Below are 24,601 nucleotides of genomic sequence, written 5' to 3'. Positions count from 1 at the left end.
CTGTCGGTGGCCGCGCCCTCGGCGCGCCCGCCGAGGAAGCGGTCGGGGCGCACGGGGGCGGGCGCCTTGGCGGTGTTGGCGGTGTGTTGCGCGGGCGGGGGTCCAGTGGGAGCGCGGGTCGGGGTGACCGCCTTCGAGGAGGTCGATGTCGGTCACGGGCACTCCTTGGGGTGTGTGGCCGGCTAGCCGCCGGTCAGCGCGAGGAGATGGGCCCCGGCCAGGGCACCGACGACCACGGCCGGCAGGCACCGGACGGCCGTATCGCCGCTGCGCAGGTGGACCACGACGGCTCCGGCCATGAGCAGGATCAGGCCGAGCGATGCGGCGGCACCGAGCGGGGTGATCCGCAGGCCGAGCAGCAGACCGGCCGCTGCCGCCACCTCCACAGCGCCCAGCAGGCGGTAGTGGGTGGTGGTCGCGCCGACGTGTGCCGCGGCCTTGCGCATCGCGGGGACCGCCGCGACCTTGGCCGCTCCCAGCGGGAGGAACATCCCGGCGAGGAGGGTGGTGAGGACGATGACGGCGGTGCTCATGGGGCTTCTCCCTCGGATGGCTCACCGGGGGCGTACTGCCAGTGCAGGACGTACCGGTCAAGGGCTGCGGTGGCCCTGCGTCGTACTGCCTCGTCGGCGGGGGCGGGCACCGTGACACGGACACCGCCGTCGTGCGGCCGGCACACAATGCGCTCCGGGTCGCAGCCCGCGCCCTGGGCGACCAGTTCGGCGTGGACCGCGCGGCGGGTGGCGTCAAGGCGCAGGCCCAGCTTGTAGGGCTTTCCGACGGCCGTCAGCGGGATGGCGTCGATCACGAGCACCTCACGCGGTGCGGCGGCGCGTTCGGGGACCCGTTCGGTGGCCCAGTTGAGCAAGTCGCCAGGGTCCACGCGGGCGTCGGCGGCGAGGGTGACGTAGGCGACGGGCACCTCACCGGCGTGCGGGTCGGGACGGCCGACCGCCGCGGCGGCGGTGACGCCGGGGTGGGCGAGAAGGGCGTCCTCGATGGCGGCCGGGTCGATGTTGTGGCCGCCGCGGATGATCAGGTCCTTGGCGCGGCCGGCGAGATGGATGAAGCCGTCGGCGTCGATACGGGCCAGGTCGCCCGTGTCCAGCCAGCCGTCGCGGATCTTCCCCGCGGTGTCCAGGCGCGGTCCTTGGGCGGTGTGCCCGGCCACGTAGCCGGCGAAGACGACGGGGCCTCGGATGACGAGCACCCCGGTGGCGCCCGGCGGCAGGTCGTGCCACTCACCGGTGTCCGAGTCGATCCGCACGGTCTTGGCCTGCTGGTAGGGCAGGCGTCGGCCGACGCTGCCGGGACGGGTGCGACCGGGCAGGCCGAGGGCGGAGGCGCAGGTCGCCTCGGTCAGCCCGTACCCCTCGCACAGCGGAATGCCGGTGTGCTCCTCGAAGGACTTCCGTACTGCGGACGGCAGCGGCGAGGCGCCGACGGCGGCGAACCGCATGCTGGAGACGTCCGCGTCGACGGGGACATGGGCGAGGACCGAGTACACGGTGGGCACCGCCGACATGGCGGCGATGCGGTAGTGCTCCACCAGCTTCCAGAACACCGGATACAGCTGGGGATCTCGGTAGCCCAGCGGCCCGGCCCACACCACTCCCCGGCCGCGCAGCAGCGGGCCGAGCAGGGTGACGATCAGGGCGTTGACGTGGAACAGCGGCAGCGCCGCGAACATCACACCGTCCTCGTCCAGCGGGATGCTCGCCGCCACCGTCCAGGCGTCGACGACCTCGTTGGCGTGCGTGTGCGCGGCGAGCTTGGGCGTACCCGTGGTGCCGCCGGTGTGGAAGTAGGCGGCCAGGTCGTCGGCGGCCGGGGCCTCCATGTCCACCAGCCGGTCGGCGGGATGGGAGGCGGCCAGCTCCGCGAGGTAGCCCACGCGTACCCCCTGGACGGGCTCCAGGGGCGGGACGGGGCCCTCGGTCAGGGTGGGGGCCAGGGCCAGCAGCGCGTCCAGACGCAGGTCCGCGGCGACCTGCCGGGCCGTGGCCCACACCTGCGCGTCCAGCTGCGGGCCGGCGGCGATGAGCACCCGTGCCCCGCCGCGCCGCAGCAGCTGCACGACGTGCTCGGGCGCCAGGCCCGGGTTGACCGGGGCGGCGACACCCGCGGCCTGCGCGGCGAGCAGGGCGGCGGGAAGCTCCGCGGAGTTCGGAGAGAGCAGCCCCACGGCGTCGCGGCGGGTGACGCCGAGAGAGCGCAGCAGGTTGGCGGTGCGGTGCACCTGGTCGCGCAGCTGCGCGAAGGTGGCGGTGGCGGGGCGCAGGAAGCGCGTGGCGTCGGGCAGCACCGTCAGGGCCGGGCGGTCGGGCCACAGCCGGGCGGCACGTAGCAGGGTGTCGTACGTGGTGGCGGGCAGGCCGCGCTCAGAGAGCGGCACGGCCTCGATCGCGGACACGTCCGCGATGGTCTCGGGTGCCGGCCACAGCAGGTCATCAGGGGTGAGTGTCACCGGTGCGCCTTTGCGGGGGTGAGGGAGGGGTGCAGATGGCCGGCCCGGTACGGGGATGCCGGGCCGGCCGGTCCCGGGCGGGGGTCCCGGGAGTCGTCAGCGGGCACGCACGACCGTGCGCTGCTCGCCGAGATCGAGTACGCCGTCGTCGGTGGCGATGCGGGCCGTGACGACGTCACCGTCCTTCAGGTAGTCGGCGTTCTTCTCCTGGCCGGCGAAGAACTTCTGCCAGCGCCTGTGCGGGGGCAGCAGGGCGGCGAGCGTGGTCAGGAGCCTGCCGGGGGATCTCAGGGCGGTGCCTCCCGGGGTTCCGGTGAGCAGGACGTCACCGGGCTGGAGGGTCTGGAAACGGGTCAGCAGGGTGAGGGCGGGCGCGGGACGGACGATCATGTTCGTGGCCTTGTGGTCCTGCCGGGTGGCGCCGTTGACCTTCAGCATGAGCCGCAGGTCCGGCAGGCGAACCAGATCGTCCGCGTCGACCAGCAGCAGTCGGGGGCCCAGCGGGGTGAAGGTGGGATACGACTTGGACTCGTAGAACTGCGTCTTGGGCAGCTGCAGGTCCCGCGCGCTGACGTCGTCGGCGACGACCAGCGCTGCGACGTACCGGGACAGGGTGGTGTCGGTGACCTCGGTCCCCAGCGGCAGCTCGGCGCCCATCACCAGCCCGAGCTCGACCTCGTAGTCCAGGAAGCGCACATGCCGCGGACGCACGATGTCCTGGTACGGGCCGCTGACGGACCCGGACGCCTTGCGGAAGAACGCGGGCGGGACGGTGTCCGGGTCGAACCCGGAATCCACCGCGTGGGAGCGGTAGTTGACCATCTGAGCCACCACGCGGCAGGGAGTGGTGACGGGCGACAGCAACTCCGCTTCCCTCGCGGAGGGCCCGGCGTCGGGGTCGGCCGCGGCGCGGGCAGCCGCCCGCTGCACGGCGGAACGGTCGGCGAGCAGCCGGGCTGTGGTGTCGGCGTCGGTGTCGACGCGGTGCAGACGGCCTGTGCCGCTCTCCACCCACCAGCCGTCTTCCGTGCGGACGACCTGGATACTCATCGGCTCTCCTGAGTCCTGGACATGCGTCGACCGGACCGCCTTCGCCGGGCGGCTCCGGTCAGTACTGATGAGAGCATCAACCTCGATGACACAAGCGTCAACAATCATCAGTACTGATGACATCATCAGAACTGATCTCTCAGATATGCTGGAGGGATGAGCACCGACCGACGTGGCAAGGCAGACAGCCGGGCGCCCAGCGGCGCGCCCAATCGCCTGGAACGGCGCAAGGCCCGCACCCGGGCCGCGCTGATCGCCGCCGCACAGGGGTTCCTCGCCGAACAGGGGAGGACCGAGGTGAGCATCCAGGAGATCACCGAGGCCGCGGACGTCGGCTTCGGGTCCTTCTACAACCACTTCACCAGCAAGGACGAGCTGTTCGACGCCGCCGTCGCCCTCACCCTGGAGGAACACGGCTCACTCCTGGATTCCGTGGTGGGAGACCTTGAGGACCCCGCGGAGATCTTCGCCGCCAGTGTCCGCCTGACGGGGCGGCTGCAGCGCACCCATCCGCAGATCGCCAGGATCCTCGTCCGAACGGGCACGGCCTATCTGTCCTCGGACAGTGGGTTGGCTCCCCGGGCGATGCGGGATCTGCGCGCCGCCGCGGACGGCGGACGGCTGGACATCGACGCCCCGCACACCTCCGTGGCCATGGTCGGCGGCGCCCTGCTCGCCGTGCTCCACCTGCTGGAGACGCGCCCGGACCTGGATGCCGAGCGCGTCTCCGACCAACTGGCCTTCCGCCTGCTGCGCATGTTCGGCATGACGCGCGCCGAGGCGGAGGACATCGCCACCCGTCCGCTGCCCTCGCTGCCCCGGACCTGATGTCCGCCCTTGCGTCCGATGAGCGGGCAGCCGGTGGCGAAAGGGCCTGGAGCCACACTCCGCTCGGATACTCCAGCGTCGTGGCGATCCGCTGGAGCGGCGGTGGGGAGCACACGTACCGGCCCGGGCGCCGACGACCGGGCCCCAACGCTGCCGGTGCTCCCAGGGCATCGCGTGGGAGCGGTCGGCGGGCCGACCGGGATCCGCGCGGAACCTTCGCGCGCCGGGCCGGGAAGCCGGGGCGCGCGGACTCGAGCACGACCCCGACGGTCCTGCCCGCACCCCCGCGCCCGCCCCGGGCGGTGGCCGTCTTTCCCCGCGCGGCGCCCGCCCCGGCCGGCCCATGTCGCGCCGGCGCCCGCCTCAGCCGCCGTCCGCCGGGGTGACACCGCGGCCGATGCGGCTCGGCCACCACGCGCGTTCCCCGATGTCCCGGACCAGGGCCGGCACCAGCAGCGAACGCACCACGAGGGTGTCGAGGAGGACGCCGAAGGCGACGATGAAGGCGATCTGGGCGAGGAAGGCCAGCGGGATGACACCCAGCGCGGCGAAGGTCGCGGCGAGCACGACGCCCGCCGAGGTGATGACGCCGCCCGTGGTGACCAGCCCGCGCAGCACGCCCTCGCGCACGCCGTGCCGCAGGGACTCCTCGCGGACCCGGGACATCAGGAAGATGTTGTAGTCCACGCCCAGCGCGACCAGGAACACGAAGCCGTACAGGGGCACGGACGGGTCGGTGCCGGTGAACCCGAGGACGTGCTGGAAGACGAGCGCGGAGACGCCCAGCGTGGCGAGGAAGTTCAGGGCCACCGTGGCGACCAGCAGCACGGGCAGCAGCAGGGAACGCAGCAGGCCGACAAGGATGAGGAGGATGACGGCGAGGACGACCGGGACGATCAGTGTGCGGTCGCGTTCGGCGGTGCGCAGGGTGTCGTACTGCTGGGCGGTGTAGCCGCCGACGAGGGCGTCCGCGCCGGGCACGTCGTGCAGGCCTGCGCGCAGCCGCGCCACCGTCTCCTTCGCGGCGTCGCTGTCCGCCGCGGCCGCGAGGGTGACGTCGACCCGGACGCGTCCGTCGACGACCAGTGACTCGCCGCCTGGTCGCCCGGACCGGCTGACGGCCGCCGCCGAGGCGACCCCGTCGGTGTCGCGGGCCACCGTGAGGACCCGGTCCAGACGGTCCGCATCCGCGATGACCACGGCGGGGTTGCCCGAGCCGCCGGGGAAGTGGTCACCGAGGGTCTGCTGGGCGGCGACGGACGGGGCGTCGTTCACGAAGGTCTCGTCGAGCGGGACCCCCTTGGAGGTGAGCGTCGGCGCGAAGGCGGCGCCGACGAGCAGGGCGGCCAGGGTCACCGCCCAGACCCGGCGCGGCGCCCGGTCGACGAGGGCGGCGACGCGCCGCCACACACCCTCACCACTGGACGCGGACGCGGGCCGGGCGCCGGGCTTGGCGGGCCAGTAGGCGGCGCGGCCCAGCGCGACGAGGACGGCGGGCAGGAACGTGAGCGTGGCGAGGACGGCGCATCCGATGCCGATGGCGCCGACCGGTCCGAGCGCCCGGTTGTTGGTGAGATCGCTGAGCAGCAGGGCGAGCAGGCCCAGCGCGACGGTCGCGGCACTCGCCACGATCGCGCCCCACGACTGCCGCAGGGCCTCGCGCATCGCCGTGAACCGGTCGGTGCGGGCGGCGAGTTCCTCGCGGAAGCGGGCGGTGAGGAGGAGCGCGTAGTCGGTGGCCGCGCCGATGACGAGGATGGAGAGGATGCCCTGGACCTGCCCGTCGACGCGGACGACTCCCCGGTCGGCGAGGGCGTACACGACGGCGCAGGCGAGACCGAGGGCGAACACGGCGCCGAGGATGATCAGCAGCGGCAGCAGGACGCTGCGGTAGACGAGCAGCAGGATCACCAGCACGGTGAGGAGCGCGACGGCGAGCAGCAGACCGTCGATGCCGGCGAAGGCGTCCGACAGGTCCGCCTGGCTCGCCGCGGGGCCCGCCAGTTGCACGGTGGTGCCGGGGACGCGTTCGGCGGCGGCCCGGATCCGGTCGAGGGTGCCGGCCAGGTCGTCGCCGAGGTCGGGCCGCAGCGGGACCACGCCCTGGAGGGCCTCCCGGTCGTCGGAGAGCAGGGCGGGTGAGACCCGTCCCGCCAGGCCGGGGGTGCCGGCGAGGGACACGAGTGCCCGGTCGGCGGCGGCCCGGCGCTGGGGCATGTCCTCGCCTGTCCACACGACGATCACCGGGAGGATCTCGTCCTGCCGGAAGGCCCGCTGAGCGGCTATGACCTCGGTGGACTCGGCGCTGCGCGGCAGGAACGCGGCCTGGTCGTTGGTGGCGACCTCGCCGAGGCGCCCGGCGTAGGGGCCGAGGACGCCTCCCACGACGAGCCAGACGGCGATCAGCAGGAACGGGACGAGCCGACGGGCGCGTCGGGGTGTGGTGGACATGCTGCTCCAGGCGGGAGGAAAATGACTCAACGAAAAACAATCTCAATGATTGAACTTGTTGGACGGGGATCATAGACGTCGCCCGGACTTCTGCCGTCACCCGGCCCGCGGATGCACCCCGCTCACATCAGCGGTGACGGTCGGCGCCCGCGCCCAGCTCGTCGTTCAACGCCGCGAGGAAGCGCAGCACCACGGCCAGTTCCTCGCCGGTGAAGCGGGAACGGGCCGCCTCGGTGGCCTCCGCCAAGGGCCGGAAATAGGTGCGGGCCGCCGAACGCGCGTCGGCCGCGTAGTACAGGTGGACCACCCGGCGGTCCGCGCTCTCCCGGACGCGCCGCACGTGTCCGGCACGCTCCAGCCGGTCCACACAGGCGGTGACCGCGCCGGAGGTCAGCCCGAGGTGTTCACGCAGGCGTTTGGGGGTCATGGGCGCGTCGGCGTCGAGGATCGCCGCGAGCGCCTGGACGTCGGTCGCGTGGAGTCCGTGGTCACCCGCGAACGCGTGCACAAGCCTGTTGATCTCGCCGTTCATCCGGCGCAGGGCGACCGCGAAGGCTTGCAGATCGGTCACCGCCGCGGCGGGGCCCGACTCCCCGTCCCCCGTCCGCCGTTGCGGGTCGTTCACTGTGGCCACGCGGCAAGGGTAGTCGCCGTACGGCGCCGTACGGATCACTCGATCGCGCGGCGCCTGACCGCCGGTGCATCCGGGACCGGCCCTGCGGGGGAAGTGATGCCCGGGGGAAGATGGCGGGGGCGGCCACGCGGAGGACCGAGGAACCGATGAGGGGACGAGAGCGCGACGCCGGACCGCTGTGCCTGGTGACCGGTGCGACCGGGTACATCGGCGGCCGGCTCGTACCGGAACTGCTGGAGGCGGGCCTGCGGGTGCGCTGTCTCGCCCGCTCCCCGGAACGGCTTCGGGACCATCCGTGGGCCGGATCGGTCGAGGTGGTCCGCGGGGACGTGACCGACGCCGAGTCGGTCGCCCGGGCGATGCGGGGTGTCGACGTCGGCTACTACCTGGTGCACGCGCTGGGCACGGGCGACGACTTCGAGGAGACGGACCGGCGGGCCGCACGGATCTTCGGGGAGCAGGCGCGCGCCGCGGGCGTTCGCCGGCTCGTCTATCTGGGCGGTCTCACCCCGCATGGCGTGCCCGAGAGGGAGCTGTCGCCGCATCTGCGGTCCCGCGCCGAGGTCGGCCGCATCCTGCTGGACTGCGGTGTGCCCACGGCCGTGCTGCGGGCAGCGGTCGTCATCGGCTCCGGGTCGGCCTCCTTCGAGATGCTGCGCTACCTGACCGAACGGCTGCCGGTGATGGTGACCCCTAGCTGGGTGCACACCCGGATCCAGCCCGTCGCCGTCCGGGACGTGCTGCGCACGCTCGTGGGCTGTGCCCGGTTGCCGGACGACGTCAGCCGGACCTTCGACATCGGCGGCCCTGACGTCCTGACGTACCGCGAGATGATGGTCCGGTACGCGGACGTCGCGGGCCTGCCGCCCCGGCTCATCCTGTCCGTGCCGGTGCTCACCCCCGGCCTGTCGAGTCACTGGGTCGGGCTGGTGACGCCCGTGCCCGCCTCCATCGCCCGGCCGCTCACGGAGTCGCTGCGGCACGAGGTGGTCTGCCGCGAGCACGACATCGCACGCTATGTGCCCGATCCGCCCGGTCATCCGATCGGCTTCGACGAGGCGGTGCGGCTCGCCCTGCGGCGCGTCCGCGAGGCCCGGGTGGCCACCCGCTGGTCGTCCGCCTCCCTGCCCGGCGCGCCCAGCGATCCACTGCCCACCGACCCCGACTGGGCGGGCGGCAGCCTCTACACGGACCGGCGCGAGCTGTGCGTGGACGCCCCGCGCGCTTCCCTGTGGCGGGTCATCGAGGGCATCGGCGGCGACAACGGCTGGTACTCCTTCCCGCTCGCCTGGGCGGTACGGGGCTGGCTCGACCGGCTGGCGGGCGGGGTGGGTCTGCGCCGTGGCCGCCGGGACGCCTCCCGGCTGCGGGTGGGCGACTCGCTGGACTTCTGGCGGGTCGAGGAGATCGAGCGGGGGCGGCTGCTGCGGCTGCGGGCCGAGATGCGGCTGCCGGGTCTGGCGTGGCTGGAGATGTACGCGGACACCGACGACGCCGGCCGTACGGTGTTCCGCCAGCGCGCGCTGTTCCATCCGCACGGGCTGCTCGGTCACGCGTACTGGTGGAGCGTCGCCCCCTTCCACTCCGTCGTCTTCGGCGGCATGGCCCGCAACATCGCACGGGCCGCGGTGTCGGACGCCGCCGCCCGTGCTGGGGAGCGGGCGCCCGCGCCATGACGTGCACCGGGAGGTCGCCGGTCACGGGCCCCCGCCGTGCGCATCCACCGGACGCCGCTTCCCGGAAGCAGCAGGTGATCCGTTTTCTCGCCCCCGGAGTCCCCTCATGAACGTCTCGGTCGTCCTGTTCACCGCCGATCTGCGTCTGCACGACCACCCGCCGCTGCGCGCCGCCCTGCAGGGGGCGCGCGAGGTGGTCCCGCTGTTCGTACGGGACCGGGCCGTGGCGGAAGGCGGCTTCGCCGTGCCCAACCGGCTGGCGTTCCTCGCCGACTGCCTGCGGGATCTCGACTCCGGGCTGCGGGAGCGGGGCGGCCGCCTCGTGGTGCGCTCCGGGGACGTGGTGGAGCAGGTGTGCAAGGTGGCCGCCGAGGCGGACGCCGACGAGGTGCATGTGGCGGCCGACGTGAGCGCCTACGCACGGCGTCGTGAGGAGCGGCTGCGGCGCGCGCTGGAGGGGGAAGGTGTACGTCTGCACGTGCACGACACGGTGATGTCCGCCGTGGACCCCGGCGCGGTCTCGCCCGCCTCCTCGGACCACTTCGCGGTCTTCACACCGTATTTCGGGCACTGGTCGCGGCGGCGGCTGCGCGACCCGCTGGCCGCGCCGCGCACCGTGCGGGTGCCGGACGGGGTCGGCTCGGAGCGGCTCCCGGCGCGCGACGGACTGTCCGGGCTTTCGCCGGGGCTGGCGGCCGGCGGTGAGACGGAGGGCCGCGCACGGCTTGCCGCCTGGCTGCGGTCGGGCATCGCCGGGTACGAGGACCGCCACGACGACCTGGCGGGCGACGCGACCTCCCGGCTCTCGCCCCATCTGCACTTCGGCACCCTCTCCCCCGTCGAGCTGGTGCACCGGGCCCGCCGGACGGGCGGTCCGGGCGCGGAGGCGTTCGTACGGCAGCTGGCGTGGCGGGACTTCCACCGTCAGGTGCTGGCGGCCCGGCCCGCGGCGGCTGCCGTGGACTACCGGGCCAAGCACGACCGCTGGCGGTCGGCACCGGAGGAGGTCCGGGCGTGGCGGGAGGGCCGCACGGGCTACCCCGTGGTGGACGCGGCCATGCGGCAGCTCCTCCACGAGGGCTGGATGCACAACCGGGGCCGGCTCCTCACCGCGAGCTTCCTCACCAAGACGCTGTATGTCGACTGGCGGGTCGGCGCCCGGCACTTCCTGGACCTGCTGGTCGACGGGGACGTGGCCAACAACCAGCTCAACTGGCAGTGGATGGCCGGGACCGGCACCGACACCCGCCCCAACCGGGTCCTCAACCCGGTCGCCCAGGCCAGGCGGTACGACCCGGACGGGGCGTACGTACGGCGCTGGGTACCGGAGTTGGCGGACGTCGCCGGACCGGCCGTGCACGAGCCGTGGAAGCTCCGGGGCCTGGACCGTGCCGCGCTGGACTACCCGGACCCGATCGTCGACCTCGCCGAGGGGCGGGAGCGATTCCTGCGGGGGCGCACGGGGACACCGTAGGCCGGGTCCCGGACGACGCGCCGGGCCCCGGACGTCCGGCCGTCCCGCGTCAGCGGGCGAGGACGTCGCGGCGCCGGCGGCTCAGATGTCCCGGCCGTACAGGTCGGTCAGCACCTCCACCGCCTCGCCGAGCCCCGACGGACGGACCATGCCCTCAGAGGGGCGTCCGTGCCAGCCCGGGCCGCCCAGCACGACGAGGGGCCGCCGGCGGGCGCCCTTCACGCCCCAGCGGGCGGCGGCGACATGGCGGGCCAGGGGCACGCTCGCCGTGGAGCGGGCCTGCGCCCACAGGACGACGGCGGTCGGCCCCAGCCGGTCGACCGCCGCGACGAGGGCCTCGGCCGGGACGGCGGCACCGAACATCCGGGTGGGCAGGCCCACTTCGCCCAGGGCGGCGTTGAGCGCCTCCAGCGGGAGGGTGTGCTCTTCGCCGGGTACACAGGCGAGGACCACCGGATCCCGGACGGCGGTGTCGTGCCGGGGCACGGGCGGCCGGGCGTGGCGCCGCAGAGTGGTGGAGACATGCCACGACAGCAGGTGCTCGACCTCGACGTAACGGTCGCCCGACGACTCCCACTTGCGGCCCACCGCGTGCAGCGTCGGCACCATCACCTCGTGCCAGGCGACCGTGACGCCGTACCGCTCGACGACCCCGGCCAGCCGCTCCTCCACGGCGGGCGCGTCGAGTCGTACGGCGGCGCGAGCCAGCCCCCGGCACTCCTGGCGCGCGTCGGCCGGCGGGAGAGGGGCGGACGGGATCGGCGGGGCGGGCGGGGCCGTCGACCGCGGTCGCACAGGGTCGGGGACTCTTACACCGCCGCTGAACGCTTCGTCCAGGTCTCCGCCGTCCTCCCACTCCTCGGGGGCTTGCTCTTCCGCGCCCCTCTTCGCGGCACGTGCCGCCTCGGCCGTCGGCACCCCGGCGGAGGTCAGGCGGCACATCGTCTCGACCATCGCGACGTCCTGCGGGGTCCAGCGCCGGTGCCGTCCGTCGGGGCGGACCGCGGGGCCGATGCCGTAGCGGCGGTCCCAGGAGCGCAGCGTCGTGGGCGACACGCCCAGCCTGCGCGCCACGGCTCCGGTGGTGAGCCCTGCGTCGACGGGGGTTTCCTCCCTGAACACACCCATGGAACCGACTATACGATGCAGAAGCGATGCGAGTTGAGGGCCATCCGTACCGCCTCCCACGATGACGGCATCCGCACCGCCTACCGGAGGAGCCGTCGGAGGCGGAGGACGTCACCCAGCAGGTGTTCCTCGGCGTGTGGCGCGGACGACACGGATACCGTCCCGAGCGCGGTGCGGTCGGCGCCTGGATCGTCGGCATCACGCGGCGCAGGATCGCCGACGCCCTGTCCGCGCGGACCCGCCGGGCGGAGCCGGCCGCTTCGGCGGACACCTGGTCGGCCCTCACCGACCGCCCGGGCCGCGACGATCCGGAGGCCGCCCTCGACCGTGTGCTGATCCGCTCCGAGCCGGCGAGCTTCCGGCGCCGCAACGGCGGGTCCTCCACCTGGCGTTCTACGAGGACCTCACCCAGACCCAGATCGCGCAGCGCACGGGCCTGCCCCTCGGCACGGTCAAGAGCCACACACGGCGCGGGCTGCGGCGCCTGCAGGGACGCCTGATCGAGAACGATCGCCTGTGACCTCCGCGCTACCCGTTCACATTCGATACACGATCGACGCAGATCAGTTCCGAGATTGCGGGCGCATTCCCGCATCCGGATGCCCCTCCCCACCGGAAGTACAGGCCGCGGGGTCGAGCTGATCGGCTCCACTTCCGGTCGACGGCCCCGGCCGGGCCCGTCTCCGGGGAACGGTCGGCGATCCCCGGGGACGGGGCTCACTCCACTCCTCGCACTGCTCGACAACATCTACACATAAAGGGGAAATAAGAGCAGAATGAGCATACGCGGCGCTTACCGCATACCCCACCGGACGCGGTCAGGCCTGCTGAGTTCAAAAGGAGTCGAGTCATGGCCAACGTCTCACACAGGGGTGACATCACCAGCCACCCTGATGTAACCGAAATGCGGGCCCGGTACGACCGCATGCTCGGTGGTCGCGATGTGGCGCTCGTGGACGGACCGGTGTTCCTGCTCGGTCTTTACTGCGCCGTTTCCCCGTGGATACTCCACTACACGACGAGCCAGCCCTCGCTGGTGCCCCACAACCTGATCGTGGGCATCGCGATCGGTCTGCTGGCCCTCGGCTTCACCGCAGCACCGGCGAGGATGTACGGCCTGAGCTGGGCCATGTGCGCCCTCGGAGTCTGGATGATCATCTCGCCGTGGATCGTGGGCGAGAGCCCCGATGCCGGTGTCGTGGTCAACAACATCGTCATCGGCGCCCTGGCCGTAGTCCTCGGACTGTTGTGCGCCGGCGCGTCGGCGAAGGGCGGCACACGCGCGTCCCACACTCCGCCGATGTAGAACAGAAGACCCGCGAGGGGTACTGACGGCCGATCCGCCCCGGCGGGTCGGCCGTCGCCTGCCGGGGCGAGACCGGCGCACGCGCCGCTCCACCGCGCGATATTCGTTGGCCGGGAGCCCGGCCCCGCCCGCACACTGAGGCCCGTGAGCAGAACCGTCAGCGCATGGGTGACCTCGGGTGCGGACTTCCTCGGGGTGACCGGCCCGTTCCCCGTCGGCGTCCCGCGGTGGGCAGAGGTGGAACAGGTCGTCCGGCATCTGGAGCGAGCGCTCGACGTGCCCGTCCTGGTCCTGCGTCTCCTCTCCGTCGACGGGGGCGGGAGCGGGCGGGACGGGCATGTGACGTACCACGTGGAGGCGTCGAAGCCGCCGAGGCCCGGCGTGCTGGAGCAGCGGCATGTGGACCGGGCACTGTTCAGCGGCGACGAGCCGCTTCGGTCTCGGTGGGCACGGGCCGACGGGCTGAGGGAGCTGCTCGAATGGGCCGAGCGGACCCTGTACGCCCAGGGGCGGCCGGTGACGGGGCCGGTGGAGCAGCGGCGGACCTGGAACCTGGCGGGGCTCTTCCGGCTGCCGACCGGGCGGGGCCCGGTCTGGCTCAAGGCGACCCCTCCCTTCGCCACCGACGAGGCGACCGCCATCGCCGCCTTCGCAGAGGTCGACGCGGGGCTCGTCCCCACCGTTCTCGGCGCCGGCGACGGGCGCGTACTGCTGGAGCACATCCCCGGCGAGGACTGCTGGAACGCCGGTGCCGGCACCGTCGAGGCCGGGGTCCGCCGCTTCGTCGCCGCCCAGGCCGCACTGGCCGGCCGGCGTCCACCAGGACTGCGGGACCGGCGTGACGAGATCCTCGCCGACCTCACGCGCCACCTGCTGGACGGCACCGTCCACTTGGAGATCACCGCACAAGAACGGCTCGTGGCACGAGAGTTGACCCACCGATGGGGCCTGCTCGCCGAGTGCGGGCTGCCCGACACCCTGGTGCACGCCGACTTCCATCCGGGAAACTGGCGTGGCGACGGCGGGCCACCCGTTGTCGTGGACTTCGCCGACGCGCACTGGGGCAACCCGGTCCTGGACTGTCTGCGCCTGCACGACTTCCTCCCCGAGGCGGTGCGGGCGACGGCCGTCCGCACCTGGGTGGACGCCTGGCGCACCCACGTCCCCGCGAGCGACCCCGCCCGTACGCTCGCGCTCGCCGAGCCGCTGGCGCATCTCTCGTACGCCGTGCGCTACCAGGAGTTCCTCGACGGGATCGAGCCGTCGGAGCGGCCATACCACGAGGGTGACCCGGCCGCGGTGATCCGGAAGGCGGTGCGGTGTGCCGCGGGTCCGGGCGTTTCGTGAAGAACCTGAAACCGCAACGGACTGCACCCGTTCTCTCAGGGCACTCGCACGGCCGCGGGGGTCAGGACGAAATGGAGAACAGATGGAGATCGACGGCATCATCAGTGCCGTCGTCATCGGCACGGTGATCGGTGTCCTGGGACGCCTGGTCGTCCCGGGCCGGCAGCGCATCGGCATCCTGCTGACGATTCTGGTCGGCATCGTCGCCGCGCTCGTCGGATCCGCGATCGCGGCCGGGATCGGCGTGGCCGACACCGACGGCGTCGACTGGGTCGAGTGGCTCATCCAGCTAGGACTCGCCGCACTGGGCGTCGCGGCACTGGATCGCACCAAAGCCCGGCGCTGAGGCGATCGCGCGGCAGCGGCCGCCGGAGCCGGCGCGCGGCCGTCCGGGGCGGCCGGCCACGCGGCCGCCGTCCATCGCGGGCCTTCACGAGGTGTCGCGCCACGGCGTGGCGAGCGGCACCGTGATTCCGTCGTCCGTAATTGCGTTGTGGGTCGGCGGGCGCGGCGGCTACCGTGCCCCGACCCGGCAGACGATACGACCCGGTCTGCCGCCCCGCCGACCCGCCCCGGAGTCCAGTTGCCCCCGCGCATCACGCCGCTCGCCGACCCCTCCCCCACCCCGTCCAGCCGTCGTCTGGCCTGGCTGGCGTCCGGGTCCGACGGCGAGCCCGTCGGCTCGGCCTTCCTCCGGCTGTTCACCGGGGAGGGCCAGACGCATCTGACCGAGCTGGAGCTCACCGTGCACCCGGCCGAACGGCGGCGGGGCGTGGGTACCGCCCTGCTCGACGCGGCGGTCGGCGCGGCCAGGAGCGAGCACCGCCGGGTCGTCGTCGCGCAGGCCCGGCGGGGCTCCCCCGGCGACGCGTTCCTCGCGGCGCGCGGGTTCCGCGACGTGCTGAGGCTGACATACGCCCGGCTGGACCTCGCGGACCTCGACCTCGGCCCCGTCCGAGACATCGCGGAGCAGCCGCGTCCCGGCTATCACCTGACCGCCTGGGCGGGTGCCGTGCCCGCCGATCTGGCCGAGACCTATGCGGCCTCGCGCCGCGCGATGGACGACATGCCCATGGGCGACACCGACTACGGGACGGTGGTCTGGGACGTCGAGCGGCTGGTGACGGCCGCCGAGACGATCGAGAAGCGCGGCGACTCGCTCCACACGGTCGCGGCCGTGCACACGTCGGACGGCACGATCGTCGGCTTCTCGGAACTCGTCCTGCCCGCCGCCGGCGAGGGCGACGGGCAGCACTACGGCACGGCGGTGCTGCCCGAGCACCGGGGCCACGGGCTGGCCCTGAAGATGAAGGCGGAGGCCATCCTCCACGCCCACCGCCTGTACCCGGGTATCGCCCTCCTCACGGACACGGCAGAGGACAACACGCCGATGCTCCGCGTCAACGACCGGCTGGGCTACCGACCCACGCACACGGCGGTGGAGTACCAGCTCGACCTGTGACGGTCCCGGAACGGGATCACGCCGCCGCGGCCCCGCCCACCGCGTACTCGTACGGTGTCGTCGTCGTCAGCGGCTCGAAGCCGAGCCTCGCCAGGATCGGGCGACTGCGGGCGAGGGCGTCGACCTGGACGTAGCGGTAGCCGCGGTCGGCGGCGACACGGGCGCGATGGGCGACGAGGGCCCGGTAGATGCCCCTGCCACGCCAGGTCTCCACGGTGCCGCCGCCCCACAGGCCCGCGAAACGGGTTCCCGGCAGCAGCTCCATGCGGGCGGCGCTCACCGGTTCGTCCCCGGCGAGGGCCACGACGGCCACGACCGTCTCGGTGTCCCCGCCGAGCTGGGCGAGCAGCTGGTGCCGCATCCGGGAACTGTCCGTGCCGAACGCCTTCTCGTGGACCTCGGCCACCAACGCCACGCCCTCGGCGTCGGTGACGGGCAGGATGCGCACCCCTTCGGGCGGCTCGACGTCGAGGGTCAGGTCGGCCACCTCGGCGATCATGAGCGTCTCCTCAGGAGCCGCGGTGAAACCGGCCGCGCGGAGTCTTCGTCCCAGGTCCACGGGCAGGTCGTGGCCGTAGAGCTTCCACTCGAAGTCACGGCCGAGGCCGGAGAAGTAGCGGATCTGCTCGGTGACGGCCGCGTCGGCGCCCGCCTCGTCCAGATCGGACCAGACGACTCCGCTCCAGCCGTTCTCGGAGCCGACCTGGCGCACCACCCCGCCCACGCGCTCGATCCGGGCTCCGGGGCTGTCGGGGCGGGCGCCCTCCCGCATGTCCCGGTCGAACAGTGCCAGCACAGCAGCGTGATCCATACGGTCACTCCATCATCACTCGTTGGCCCTGGCAACGGATATCGCGCGCGGAGGGGAGTGCGATTCGGACACGCGACATAGGGTGCACCGCGCGGAAGTGCATCCGAAGAGGTCCCGAGGAGGGCGCGTACGACCATGATGGACGAATCCGAACTGGTGCACCTGCGACGGTGTGTGGAGCTCGCGACCGAGGCGCTGGAGGCCGGTGACGAACCGTTCGGCTCGGTCCTCGTCGGCGCCGACGGCACGGTGCTGGCGGAGGACCACAACCGGGTGGCCGGAGGAGACCGCACCCGCCACCCGGAGTTCGAACTGGCGCGCTGGTCCGCCACCCGGCTCACCCCCGGCGAACGGGCGGCGGCGACCGTCTACACCTCCGGCGAGCACTGCCCGATGTGCGCGGCCGCCCACGCCTGGGTGGGCCTCGGAAGGATCGTGTACATCGCCTCCTCCGAACAACTCTCCTTGTGGCTGGGCGAGTTGGGGGTTCCGCCACCGCCGGTGCGCACCCTTCCCGTACGGGAGGTCGCGCCCGGGGTGGTGGTCGAGGGCCCGGTCCCGGAGCTGGTCGAGGAGGTGCGTGCCCTGCACCGGCGGTTCCACGCCGAAACGGTGGAGGCCGCCGACGACTGAGAGGGCCGGAACGGGGCAGGCGGTCCGGGGTCCGTCGTCGTTGACCGGAGAACCTGTTTCGATGCCTGAAGACGTGGCGCAGCACCCCCGGCCCGTCCCCGCGGCCCCGCCCCACCGGGACGGGCCGCCCGCGGGACGCGGGCCTCGGGACCCGTACTTCGACAACGCGAAGTACCTCACCATCGTCCTGGTGGCCTGCGGGCACGCGTGGGAGCCGCTGACGTACGGCAGCCGGGCCGCGACGGCCGCCTACCTGACGGTCTACGCCTTCCACATGCCGGCCTTCGCGCTGATCTCCGGGTACCTCTCGCGGAGCTTCGACATGACGCCCGGCCGGCTGAAGCGCCTGCTGACCGGGGTGGTGGTGCCCTACGTGGTGTTCGAGACGGCCTACACACTGTTCTACCGGTGGGCGCAGGACGATCCGGGGTACCCGCTGAGCCTGCTGGACCCCTGGTACGTGATGTGGTTCCTGGTCGCGCTCTTCGTGTGGCGGCTGACCACCCCGCTGTGGCCGGCGCTGCGGCACCCGGTTCCGGTCGCGCTCGGGCTGGCGACGCTCGCGGCGGTCTCGCCGGACCTCGGCGGGGACATCTCCATCCAGCGTGTCCTGGGGTTCCTGCCGTTCTTCGTGCTGGGGCTGACCCTGCGCCCCGAGCACGTCGAACGGCTTCGCGCCCGCCGGGCGCGCCTCGGGGCGCTCGCCGTCGGCCTGGGGGTGTTCGTGGCGGCGTACCGGGTGGCGCCGTGGTTCGACGCGGGCTGGTTCTACCACCGGGGCAGCGTCACCGGCCAGGGCGTCTCCCGCTGGGCGGGCCTGCTCACCACGCCCGCGCTGTTCTGCCTCGCGGTGCTGCTGGCAGCCTCCTTCCTGGCCTGGGTGCCCCGTCGGCGGCTGTGGTTCACGGCGCTGGGCGCGGGCACGATGTACGGCTATCTGCTGCACGGCTTCGTGATCAAGTGGGCCCGCTTCCGGGACTGGTACGCCGCCGAGTGGCTGCACACCCCGCTCGGGGAGCTCGCGGTCACGGCCGTCGCCGTCGGCGGCATCACGCTGCTGTGCGCACCCCCGGTGCGCTCCGTGCTGCGCTGTGTCGTCGAGCCGCGCATGGAGTGGGCGTTCAAGATGCCTACTGCCGCCGAACCGCCCGGGGCACGGGGCCCCGCCGAGCGTTCCGGGGCGGATCCGGCCCCCGCCGAGCCGTCCGGTGAACGGGCGGCCTCCCCGGCCGTCGGGGGCTGTCGCCAGACTCCCGTCTGCCCCGCGACGCCCGGCGACGGGTCTTAGTGCGTTGTGGCAAAGGGAGTCCCTGTTCGATGAGCAGGGGCTTCTTCGTGTGCGGGGCATGATCGCGGAGGTGTAGGGGCAGGCAGCGGACGGCTTGTTGTCGATCGAGGAGGATGCGATGCCGTCGGTGCTGGGGTTGATGGAACAGCGTGAGGCGCGGGCGAGGCGGGATCTGGAGTCCTGGACGGAGGTTCTGGAGCAGGCTCAGGCGGAGGTGGATGCCGCGCGGGAGCGGGTCGAGCGGGCCCGGGTGGGGCATGAGGAGCTCGTGTCGGTGCTGGCGGAGGAGCGCACGGTTGATACGCCGGTTTTGGTGCCTTCGGGTGGCGAGGTGGTGACCGCTGTGGGATCGAGCGGCTTGGGCGTGGTGCAGGGCGAGCGGCCGCCGGTGTGGGCGCCGGGCATGGGTGAGGAGGCGCTCAGCGGCCTGTACCGGGAGGTGTTCGCCGCGGTGGTGGCTGCGTCGGGGCCGGTGAACGGGGTGGAGCTGACGCGGGCGGTGGGCCGGGAAGCGGAGATCAAGAACGAGGTGGAGAAGATCCGTCACCGTGCCTATGTGCTGGAGAAGCGGGGCTGGCTGGTGCGGGCGAAGGACGGACGGTTCATGCCCGCGCCCCAAGCAGTCGGCCGGGACGCTTCTCCGGCCAGCGCGGAGCGTCCCCGGCCAAGCGCCGGGACAGCCTGATCACGGCGGCCCACCACACCATCTGGGCGTGGTGGTCGAGGCGGCGTTCATGGTCGCGGTTGAGGCGGCGCGAGCGGGAGAGCCAGCTCAGCGTGCGCTCCACGACCCACCTGCGGGCCAGTACGACAAATCCGCGCCGCCCGTCGGATCGGAGCACGACCTCGACGCGCACTGCGTGGCGGGCGAACGCCTTCGCCAGCGCCGGACCCTGGTAGGCGCTGTCGACCCACACCAGCTTCAGCAGCCGGCCCGGCTGGTCCATGAACGTCTCCAGCAGCGCGGGGGCGGCCTTGGAGTCGTGCACGTCGGCCGTGGTCACGGTGACCTCGAGGAGCAGGCCCTCGGTATCGGTCAGGATGTGGCGCTTGCGTCCGTCACGTGACTTGCCGCCGTCGTATCCGCGGCTGTCCTCGCCGACGGTCTCGGAGGCGTCCACCGACTGACTGTCGATGACTCCCGCGCTGGGCTCGGCGCCTCGGCCTGCGCGTTCCCTCGCCGTGCGGCGCAGGCGTTCGTGCAGTTCACGCACGTAGTCGCAGGCCCGCCAGCGGCGGAAGAAGTCGTAGACCGCCCGCCAGTACGGGAAGTCGACCGGCATGGCCATCCACTTCACGCCGTTGTCGACGAGGTAGCGCACAGCGTCGAGCATCTCGCGGTGGCAGTACGCCTCCGGACGCCCGCCCTGCCTGAGCAGCCAGGCCGGCACCGGCATCGCGGAGCGGACCTCGGCCCACTCCGCATCCGTCATGTCACTCGGATAGCACCGCGCCCGCCGTCCCGGAGCGATCGAACCGAACCTGTGGACGTAGCAGTCACACCCAGGGGTGACCGTGGTGGACGCCGGCACAACAGGGATGGTCAACTCGTCAGACAACGGGTCTCCTTGCTCGTGACCGGCCTCAACAACCACGTCACTACCAAGGGGCCCGTTTCTTCATGCCCGCGACCACACCGGCATCCCTGTCCGAATGATCACCCGCACCGCACTTCGAACGAGATCCGGTTTGCCACAACGCACTCACCCTCTACCAGATCCTCGACACCCTCCAGGACCTGCTGAACTGCTGGACCGGCACCTGCACCACCTGCCACCGCCCCCTGCCCAGAACAGCCACCACCAGCACAACCCCAAGATCCAGAACAACCTAACGGAGTCCTACTAGAAGGCTTTGGAAGCGCCCACTGCACCAGCCTCACAGCCAGCCGCCGGGTCCTGCCTGGCTCCCCAGCTGACGAAGAGCGCAAGCGGGACCCGCTCGCTGTTGACGCGAATCCGGTGTGCGCTCGCCCTGTTGCCAACCGGAAGCCGCGATCGGGCCGGCCAGTGTCTCGACAGATTGGGGGACAAGACGGTTCGCAGGACTGCGCCATTGCCTGCAGCTCACTCCCGAGAAATACGAGGCGAGTTGACGTAGGGGCTGGGGATGTGGCCGCGCCAAATCGCATTGTTGACGGTTAGTCAGGCGGGTGCTGCTAAATCATGATCGACCTAGGCCCGTCAACGTGATGTGTGACACCGTTGACCGGCGTGTTCGGTCGAACACATGATCCTTACAGCTTCTTTGTAATGAAAAGTTAAGGGGATGGGTGGGGCGTGGTTACGCGAAGACGGGGACGCGGCTGGCGTCAGGCAGCGCGCAGCGGGGCGATAGCCATCACGCTCCTGGGGGGCGCGGTTCCGGTTGTTGGGGCCGCAGCGCCCCCGGCCATCGCTGACGGCAGCACGGCCTCGGTAACGGCTGACAAGACACCGGAGTCGAAGGCGAGTGCTCTCGCTGCGGAGACCGGTGAGCGGGTGGCCGTGGATGAGGCGACCACCGAGTCGTCGAAGGTCTTCGCCAACCCGGACGGCACCTTCACGCAGGAGATGAACGCGGCTCCGGTGCGCGCCCAGAAGGACGACGGCACGTGGGCACCCATTGACACCACTCTCCTGCGTGAGGCCGACGGTTCGGTACGAGCCAGGAACACGACGGCCGGTCTCACCCTCTCCGGCGGCGGCAGCGGGGACCAACTGGTCACACTGAAGGATGAGGGGCACAAGCTGCAGCTTGGCTGGCCCACTGCGCTCCCCGAGCCCCGGCTCGACGGCGCCACCGCCACCTATGCGGACGTGCTGCCGGATGTCGACCTGAAACTGACTGCGCTGAGCTCCGGCTACACCTCAGTCCTCGTGGTCAGGACCGCGGAAGCGGCGAAAAATCCGGCGCTCGCGACCATCAAGATGCCCGTCTCAGGCAAGGGCCTGGACGTTGTTCCGACGGCCGACGGCGGTTTTGTTGCGCGTGACGGCGACGGAAGCCCGGTGTTCGAGAGCCCGGCAGGGCGCATGTGGGACTCGGCCGGCGATGACACGGCCCCCGGTACCACCACGGACGGCGTCACCACGCAACTCGCCCGCAGCGCGCCGCCTTTGGCGGAAGGGGAGCCGGAGGCGACGACATCGGGCCCGGTGCCCGCCGCCGAAGGCGAGCCGGCCCCTTCCGAGGCTCCCGGCAGCGATGACGCGACGGCCGAACTCCCGCTCAAGATCAGCGATACCACCCTGGAGATCACACCCGATCCGGCGCTGCTCCACGGCGAGGACACCGTCTTCCCGCTCTATATCGACCCACCGACCAAGGGCATCGCGCTGGGCGACTGGACGGCCCTGGCCTCCAACGGCACCAAGTACTGGGAGTTCGACGGGGACAAGGGCGTGGGACGCTGCTCCAACTACGCCGGTTACCTGTGCTCCTACAGCCCGTACACCCAGCGCATGTACTTCGAGTACCCGCTGTCCTCGATCCACGGCAAGAAGATCCTGGACGTGACGATGGAGGTGTACCAGGTCTGGACGTTCTCGTGCGAGCCGCACTGGTACGACCTGAGCCGCGTGGACAAGGGCATCTCCTCCAGCACCACTTGGTCGTCCCGCCCCACCGGGGTGGACTTGATGGGTGACAAGTACGTGGCCTACGGGCGGGGATCCCTGTGCGACCCGTCGCAGCCCGCCAACTGGGTGCGCTTCAGCGACAACGTAGGTGCGGAGACGAACGAGAACCTGACGACTACCCTTGCCTCCTACGCCTCCAAGAAGGAACCGGCAATCACCTTCTCGCTGACCGCGCACGACGAGTCCGACGCCGGCGCGTGGGCCCGGTTCCGCAACGACGCCAAGCTGTCGGTGACCTACATTTCCTACCCGGGCAAGCCGACCTCGTACGGTGTCCAGCAGGGCACCACGGGGCGGGCTTGCAACGCCTCCACCCAGCCCTTCGCCACCAGTGACACCACGCCGAAGATGCTGGCCACTGTGCAGTCGGCTGACGGCTCCAACGCCCAGCTGCGCGCCATGTTCGAGGTGTGGAAGGCTGACGGCTCCAGCCGTGCCTGGTCCGAGGCCTCGCCGGACGGCGCCTGGGTGGCCGACAACGCCGCCCGCACCGCGACGACCAACACGCTGCCGGCGCAGACGAACTACCGGATGCGGGTCAAGACGCAGGCGTACTACAAGACGGACCGCGGTGACACCGGCGTCCTGGACTCGTCCTGGTCGTCCTGGTGCTACTTCCGGATCGACACCGACTCGCCGCCACCTCCGGTGATCACCAGCGCGGACGGCCTCTACAAACCGGCCGAAACCGACCCGGCCGCGGGCGGAGTGGGCACGCCGGGCAAGTTCACCTTCACCCCCGCGGACACCAACCCCACCACGGCCGGCATCCAGTCGGACGTCGTCAGCTACAAGTGGAAGCTGAACAGCGGCGCAGTCTCACCGCCGATCCCAGTTGCCACGGGCGCGGCTACCACGCAGACGATCACGCCGAACCAGGCCGGTGAGAACACCATCCAGGTCTGGGGCTACGATGCCGCCGGCCACAGCTCGCTCACCGGGTACTACAGCTTCCTGGTGAAGGGCGCCGAGCTGCCCTCGGGGATCTGGCATCTGGACAACTCCCTCACCGACTCCACAACCGCGACCCAGCACCCGCTGACCTCCTCAGGAGCCGCCTGGGACACCCTGGCCCGCAGTGGTCCCGGCGCAGCGAAGCTCAACGGCACCGCCGCCTACCTCTCCACCTCCGGCTCGGTCCTGGACACCACCAAGTCCTTCACCGTCTCGGCCTGGGCTCGTCTGACGAAGAAGGACGTCAACTACACCGTCCTGTCCCAGGCGGGAACGAACGCCTCCGGGTTCCAGCTGTACTACTCCAGCACCTACAACGCCTGGATCTTCAACCGCCACCAGACGGACGTCGTTGACCCTGCGATCGTCCGCTCGATCGGCACCCGACCGCCGGTCCTGAACGCCTGGACCCATCTGGCGGGGGTCTACGACGCAGCGGCTCAGACCCTTCAGCTCTACGTCAACGGTGTCCCGCAGGGTAAGCCGGTGGCGTTCACGGCCCCGTGGAAGGCGTCCGGGAATCTGCAGGTCGGACGGCTGTGGCATGCGGCGACCGGCAAGGAGAACTTCGCCGGAACGATCGACGAGGTGAAGGTCTGGTCCCGGGCGCTCGCGGACACCGAACTCGCCCACGATGCCTGGCTGGAGGACGAGGACCTCAGCGACGGCACCGCCGGCGACCCGGTCCCGGCACTCGTCGCCAAGTGGGACGCCACCGACACGGCCAACGCGACCGGCACCACCGTAAAGGACACCAGCGGCTTCAGCAGGAACCTCACCCTCAACGGTGCCGTCCTGGACCAGGTCAGCACCGGCGACCCGGAGACCGGCGAAGAGGTCACGACCAGGCAGACGATGACCCTGAACGGCACCAGCGCGTACGCCAGCGCCACCGGCCCTCTCGTCGACGACTCCGGTTCGTTCACCGCGACCGCCTGGGTCACGCTGAACCCCGCCAAGTTCGCGGACACCAGCAAGTCGTACGCGGTGCAGGTGTTCGGCCAGTCCGGGGCGAGCCAGTCTTCCTGGGGCGTCTGGTACGAGCAGCCGGCCGGCAGCACCCAGGGGCGGTGGACGTTCGGCCGTCCTGACAAGGACGGCACCGGTGCGGTCTGGACTGAGAGCGAATCCACTGCCTTCACCACGGCCCAGCTGGGCGTCCCGGTGATGCTGACGGCTGTCTACGACGCCCAGGCGGCAGCCGACCCCGACGACACCTCAAAGCTCGGCGGGCTCAAGCTGTACGTCGACAGCGCGCTGATGGGGGACGAGGACGGCGTCTCGTACTCGGCCCCCTGGCAGGGCGGCGGAGCATTCGACATCGGCCGAGCGCAGATCAACGGCGCTGCCGCGCGCTACTTCCCCGGAACGATCGACAGCGTCCGCGTCTGGGCCGGAGCCACCTCCACCGACGCGATCGCCAACCGACGCAACACCGAGCAGCAGTAGAAGCGGGGCGGGACAGGGCGGGC

Annotated in this window: 19 protein-coding genes and 1 pseudogene; 12 read left to right on the top strand and 8 right to left on the bottom strand. The window is 71.9% G+C overall.

Features of this window, described 5'->3' with window-relative positions; all coding sequences use genetic code 11:
- Window positions 1-182 precede the first annotated feature (182 nt).
- The 3 genes from AC067N_RS29365 to AC067N_RS29355 all read right to left on the bottom strand — a co-directional run bounded on the left by AC067N_RS29365 (window position 183) and on the right by AC067N_RS29355 (window position 3,517).
- Window positions 183-533 carry a DoxX family protein gene (locus AC067N_RS29365; RefSeq protein ID WP_478681907.1) on the bottom strand — a complete coding sequence of 117 codons (351 nt, stop codon included), beginning with the start codon at window positions 531-533 and terminating at the stop codon, window positions 183-185.
- Window positions 530-2,467 carry an acyl-CoA synthetase gene (locus tag AC067N_RS29360; protein ID WP_478681906.1) on the bottom strand — a complete coding sequence of 646 codons (1,938 nt, stop codon included), beginning with the start codon at window positions 2,465-2,467 and terminating at the stop codon, window positions 530-532. The genes AC067N_RS29365 and AC067N_RS29360 overlap by 4 nt, the downstream gene beginning before the upstream one ends.
- A gap of 96 nt (window positions 2,468-2,563) precedes the next feature.
- Window positions 2,564-3,517 carry a fumarylacetoacetate hydrolase family protein gene (locus tag AC067N_RS29355; protein ID WP_478681905.1) on the bottom strand — a complete coding sequence of 318 codons (954 nt, stop codon included), beginning with the start codon at window positions 3,515-3,517 and terminating at the stop codon, window positions 2,564-2,566.
- A 156-nt stretch (window positions 3,518-3,673) separates the two neighbouring features.
- Between AC067N_RS29355 and AC067N_RS29350 the strand changes: the two genes are divergently transcribed.
- On the top strand, window positions 3,674-4,345 hold the full coding sequence (locus AC067N_RS29350; protein ID WP_478681904.1) for a TetR/AcrR family transcriptional regulator: 672 nt from the start codon (window positions 3,674-3,676) through the stop codon (window positions 4,343-4,345).
- Between the two features lie 363 nt (window positions 4,346-4,708).
- Here AC067N_RS29350 and AC067N_RS29345 read toward each other — a convergent pair whose 3' ends face one another.
- Window positions 4,709-6,796, bottom strand: a complete 2,088-nt coding sequence (locus AC067N_RS29345; protein ID WP_478681903.1) for an MMPL family transporter — start codon at window positions 6,794-6,796, stop codon at window positions 4,709-4,711.
- Between the two features lie 127 nt (window positions 6,797-6,923).
- Window positions 6,924-7,421, bottom strand: a complete 498-nt coding sequence (locus tag AC067N_RS29340) for a MarR family winged helix-turn-helix transcriptional regulator (RefSeq protein WP_478681970.1) — start codon at window positions 7,419-7,421, stop codon at window positions 6,924-6,926.
- 155 nt (window positions 7,422-7,576) lie between these two features.
- On the opposite strand from AC067N_RS29340, the gene AC067N_RS29335 reads away from it, so the two are divergent.
- The gene (locus AC067N_RS29335; RefSeq protein WP_478681902.1) at window positions 7,577-9,106 is read left to right on the top strand and encodes an SDR family oxidoreductase; all 1,530 of its coding nucleotides are present in this window, start codon (window positions 7,577-7,579) and stop codon (window positions 9,104-9,106) included.
- A 106-nt stretch (window positions 9,107-9,212) separates the two neighbouring features.
- Window positions 9,213-10,580, top strand: coding sequence for a cryptochrome/photolyase family protein (locus AC067N_RS29330; RefSeq protein ID WP_478681901.1), 1,368 nt, complete (start codon window positions 9,213-9,215; stop codon window positions 10,578-10,580).
- 81 nt (window positions 10,581-10,661) lie between these two features.
- Here AC067N_RS29330 and AC067N_RS29325 read toward each other — a convergent pair whose 3' ends face one another.
- Window positions 10,662-11,708 carry a MerR family transcriptional regulator gene (locus tag AC067N_RS29325; protein ID WP_478681900.1) on the bottom strand — a complete coding sequence of 349 codons (1,047 nt, stop codon included), beginning with the start codon at window positions 11,706-11,708 and terminating at the stop codon, window positions 10,662-10,664.
- Window positions 11,709-11,806: 98 nt separating this feature from the next.
- On the opposite strand from AC067N_RS29325, the pseudogene AC067N_RS29320 reads away from it, so the two are divergent.
- The 5 genes and pseudogenes from AC067N_RS29320 to AC067N_RS29300 all read left to right on the top strand — a co-directional run.
- Window positions 11,807-12,228: pseudogene (locus AC067N_RS29320) on the top strand (sigma-70 family RNA polymerase sigma factor); the annotation flags it as partial.
- 330 nt (window positions 12,229-12,558) lie between these two features.
- A complete protein-coding gene (locus AC067N_RS29315) occupies window positions 12,559-13,014 on the top strand; it encodes an SPW repeat protein (protein ID WP_478681899.1) in 456 nt (151 codons plus the stop codon).
- A gap of 144 nt (window positions 13,015-13,158) precedes the next feature.
- Window positions 13,159-14,361 (top strand): aminoglycoside phosphotransferase family protein, encoded by a 1,203-nt coding sequence (locus AC067N_RS29310; RefSeq protein ID WP_478681898.1) that lies wholly within the window; start codon window positions 13,159-13,161, stop codon window positions 14,359-14,361.
- A gap of 82 nt (window positions 14,362-14,443) precedes the next feature.
- The gene (locus AC067N_RS29305) at window positions 14,444-14,707 is read left to right on the top strand and encodes a GlsB/YeaQ/YmgE family stress response membrane protein (RefSeq protein WP_478681897.1); all 264 of its coding nucleotides are present in this window, start codon (window positions 14,444-14,446) and stop codon (window positions 14,705-14,707) included.
- Between the two features lie 237 nt (window positions 14,708-14,944).
- Complete coding sequence (locus AC067N_RS29300; RefSeq protein ID WP_478681896.1) at window positions 14,945-15,823, top strand: GNAT family N-acetyltransferase; 879 nt, start codon at window positions 14,945-14,947, stop codon at window positions 15,821-15,823.
- Between the two features lie 16 nt (window positions 15,824-15,839).
- On the opposite strand, the gene AC067N_RS29295 is transcribed toward AC067N_RS29300, so the two are convergent.
- Complete coding sequence (locus AC067N_RS29295) at window positions 15,840-16,634, bottom strand: GNAT family N-acetyltransferase (protein WP_478681895.1); 795 nt, start codon at window positions 16,632-16,634, stop codon at window positions 15,840-15,842.
- 135 nt (window positions 16,635-16,769) lie between these two features.
- Here AC067N_RS29295 and AC067N_RS29290 point away from each other — a divergent pair, with 135 nt between their 5' ends.
- The 3 genes from AC067N_RS29290 to AC067N_RS29280 all read left to right on the top strand — a co-directional run bounded on the left by AC067N_RS29290 (window position 16,770) and on the right by AC067N_RS29280 (window position 19,240).
- A complete protein-coding gene (locus AC067N_RS29290) occupies window positions 16,770-17,267 on the top strand; it encodes a nucleoside deaminase (RefSeq protein ID WP_478681894.1) in 498 nt (165 codons plus the stop codon).
- Window positions 17,268-17,328: 61 nt separating this feature from the next.
- On the top strand, window positions 17,329-18,555 hold the full coding sequence (locus tag AC067N_RS29285; RefSeq protein WP_478681893.1) for an acyltransferase family protein: 1,227 nt from the start codon (window positions 17,329-17,331) through the stop codon (window positions 18,553-18,555).
- A 97-nt stretch (window positions 18,556-18,652) separates the two neighbouring features.
- Window positions 18,653-19,240 carry a hypothetical protein gene (locus AC067N_RS29280; protein WP_478681892.1) on the top strand — a complete coding sequence of 196 codons (588 nt, stop codon included), beginning with the start codon at window positions 18,653-18,655 and terminating at the stop codon, window positions 19,238-19,240.
- On the opposite strand, the gene AC067N_RS29275 is transcribed toward AC067N_RS29280, so the two are convergent.
- The gene (locus tag AC067N_RS29275; protein WP_478681891.1) at window positions 19,158-19,988 is read right to left on the bottom strand and encodes an IS5 family transposase; all 831 of its coding nucleotides are present in this window, start codon (window positions 19,986-19,988) and stop codon (window positions 19,158-19,160) included. The genes AC067N_RS29280 and AC067N_RS29275 overlap by 83 nt on opposite strands.
- 1,047 nt (window positions 19,989-21,035) lie before the next feature.
- Between AC067N_RS29275 and AC067N_RS29270 the strand changes: the two genes are divergently transcribed.
- Entirely contained in the window at window positions 21,036-24,578 is a 3,543-nt protein-coding gene (locus tag AC067N_RS29270) for a LamG domain-containing protein (protein ID WP_478681890.1), read from the top strand.
- Window positions 24,579-24,601: the final 23 nt, after the last annotated feature.

Source organism: Streptomyces sp. NPDC042364, assembly GCF_056437585.1.
This window is presented reverse-complemented; position numbering and strand designations above follow the sequence as displayed.

Bases quoted from the DNA above. Each gene is read 5' to 3' on its own strand.
- AC067N_RS29305 (WP_478681897.1), top strand. From the start codon at position 14,444: ATGGAGATCGACGGCATCATCAGTGCCGTCGTCATCGGCACGGTGATC.
- AC067N_RS29330 (WP_478681901.1), top strand. From the start codon at position 9,213: ATGAACGTCTCGGTCGTCCTGTTCACCGCCGATCTGCGTCTGCACGAC.
- AC067N_RS29315 (WP_478681899.1), top strand. From the start codon at position 12,559: ATGGCCAACGTCTCACACAGGGGTGACATCACCAGCCACCCTGATGTA.
- AC067N_RS29285 (WP_478681893.1), top strand. From the start codon at position 17,329: ATGCCTGAAGACGTGGCGCAGCACCCCCGGCCCGTCCCCGCGGCCCCG.
- AC067N_RS29345 (WP_478681903.1), bottom strand. From the start codon at position 6,796: ATGTCCACCACACCCCGACGCGCCCGTCGGCTCGTCCCGTTCCTGCTG.
- AC067N_RS29290 (WP_478681894.1), top strand. From the start codon at position 16,770: ATGATGGACGAATCCGAACTGGTGCACCTGCGACGGTGTGTGGAGCTC.
- AC067N_RS29275 (WP_478681891.1), bottom strand. From the start codon at position 19,988: ATGACGGATGCGGAGTGGGCCGAGGTCCGCTCCGCGATGCCGGTGCCG.
- AC067N_RS29355 (WP_478681905.1), bottom strand. From the start codon at position 3,517: ATGAGTATCCAGGTCGTCCGCACGGAAGACGGCTGGTGGGTGGAGAGC.
- AC067N_RS29350 (WP_478681904.1), top strand. From the start codon at position 3,674: ATGAGCACCGACCGACGTGGCAAGGCAGACAGCCGGGCGCCCAGCGGC.
- AC067N_RS29325 (WP_478681900.1), bottom strand. From the start codon at position 11,708: ATGGGTGTGTTCAGGGAGGAAACCCCCGTCGACGCAGGGCTCACCACC.
- AC067N_RS29365 (WP_478681907.1), bottom strand. From the start codon at position 533: ATGAGCACCGCCGTCATCGTCCTCACCACCCTCCTCGCCGGGATGTTC.
- AC067N_RS29295 (WP_478681895.1), bottom strand. From the start codon at position 16,634: ATGGATCACGCTGCTGTGCTGGCACTGTTCGACCGGGACATGCGGGAG.
- AC067N_RS29335 (WP_478681902.1), top strand. From the start codon at position 7,577: ATGAGGGGACGAGAGCGCGACGCCGGACCGCTGTGCCTGGTGACCGGT.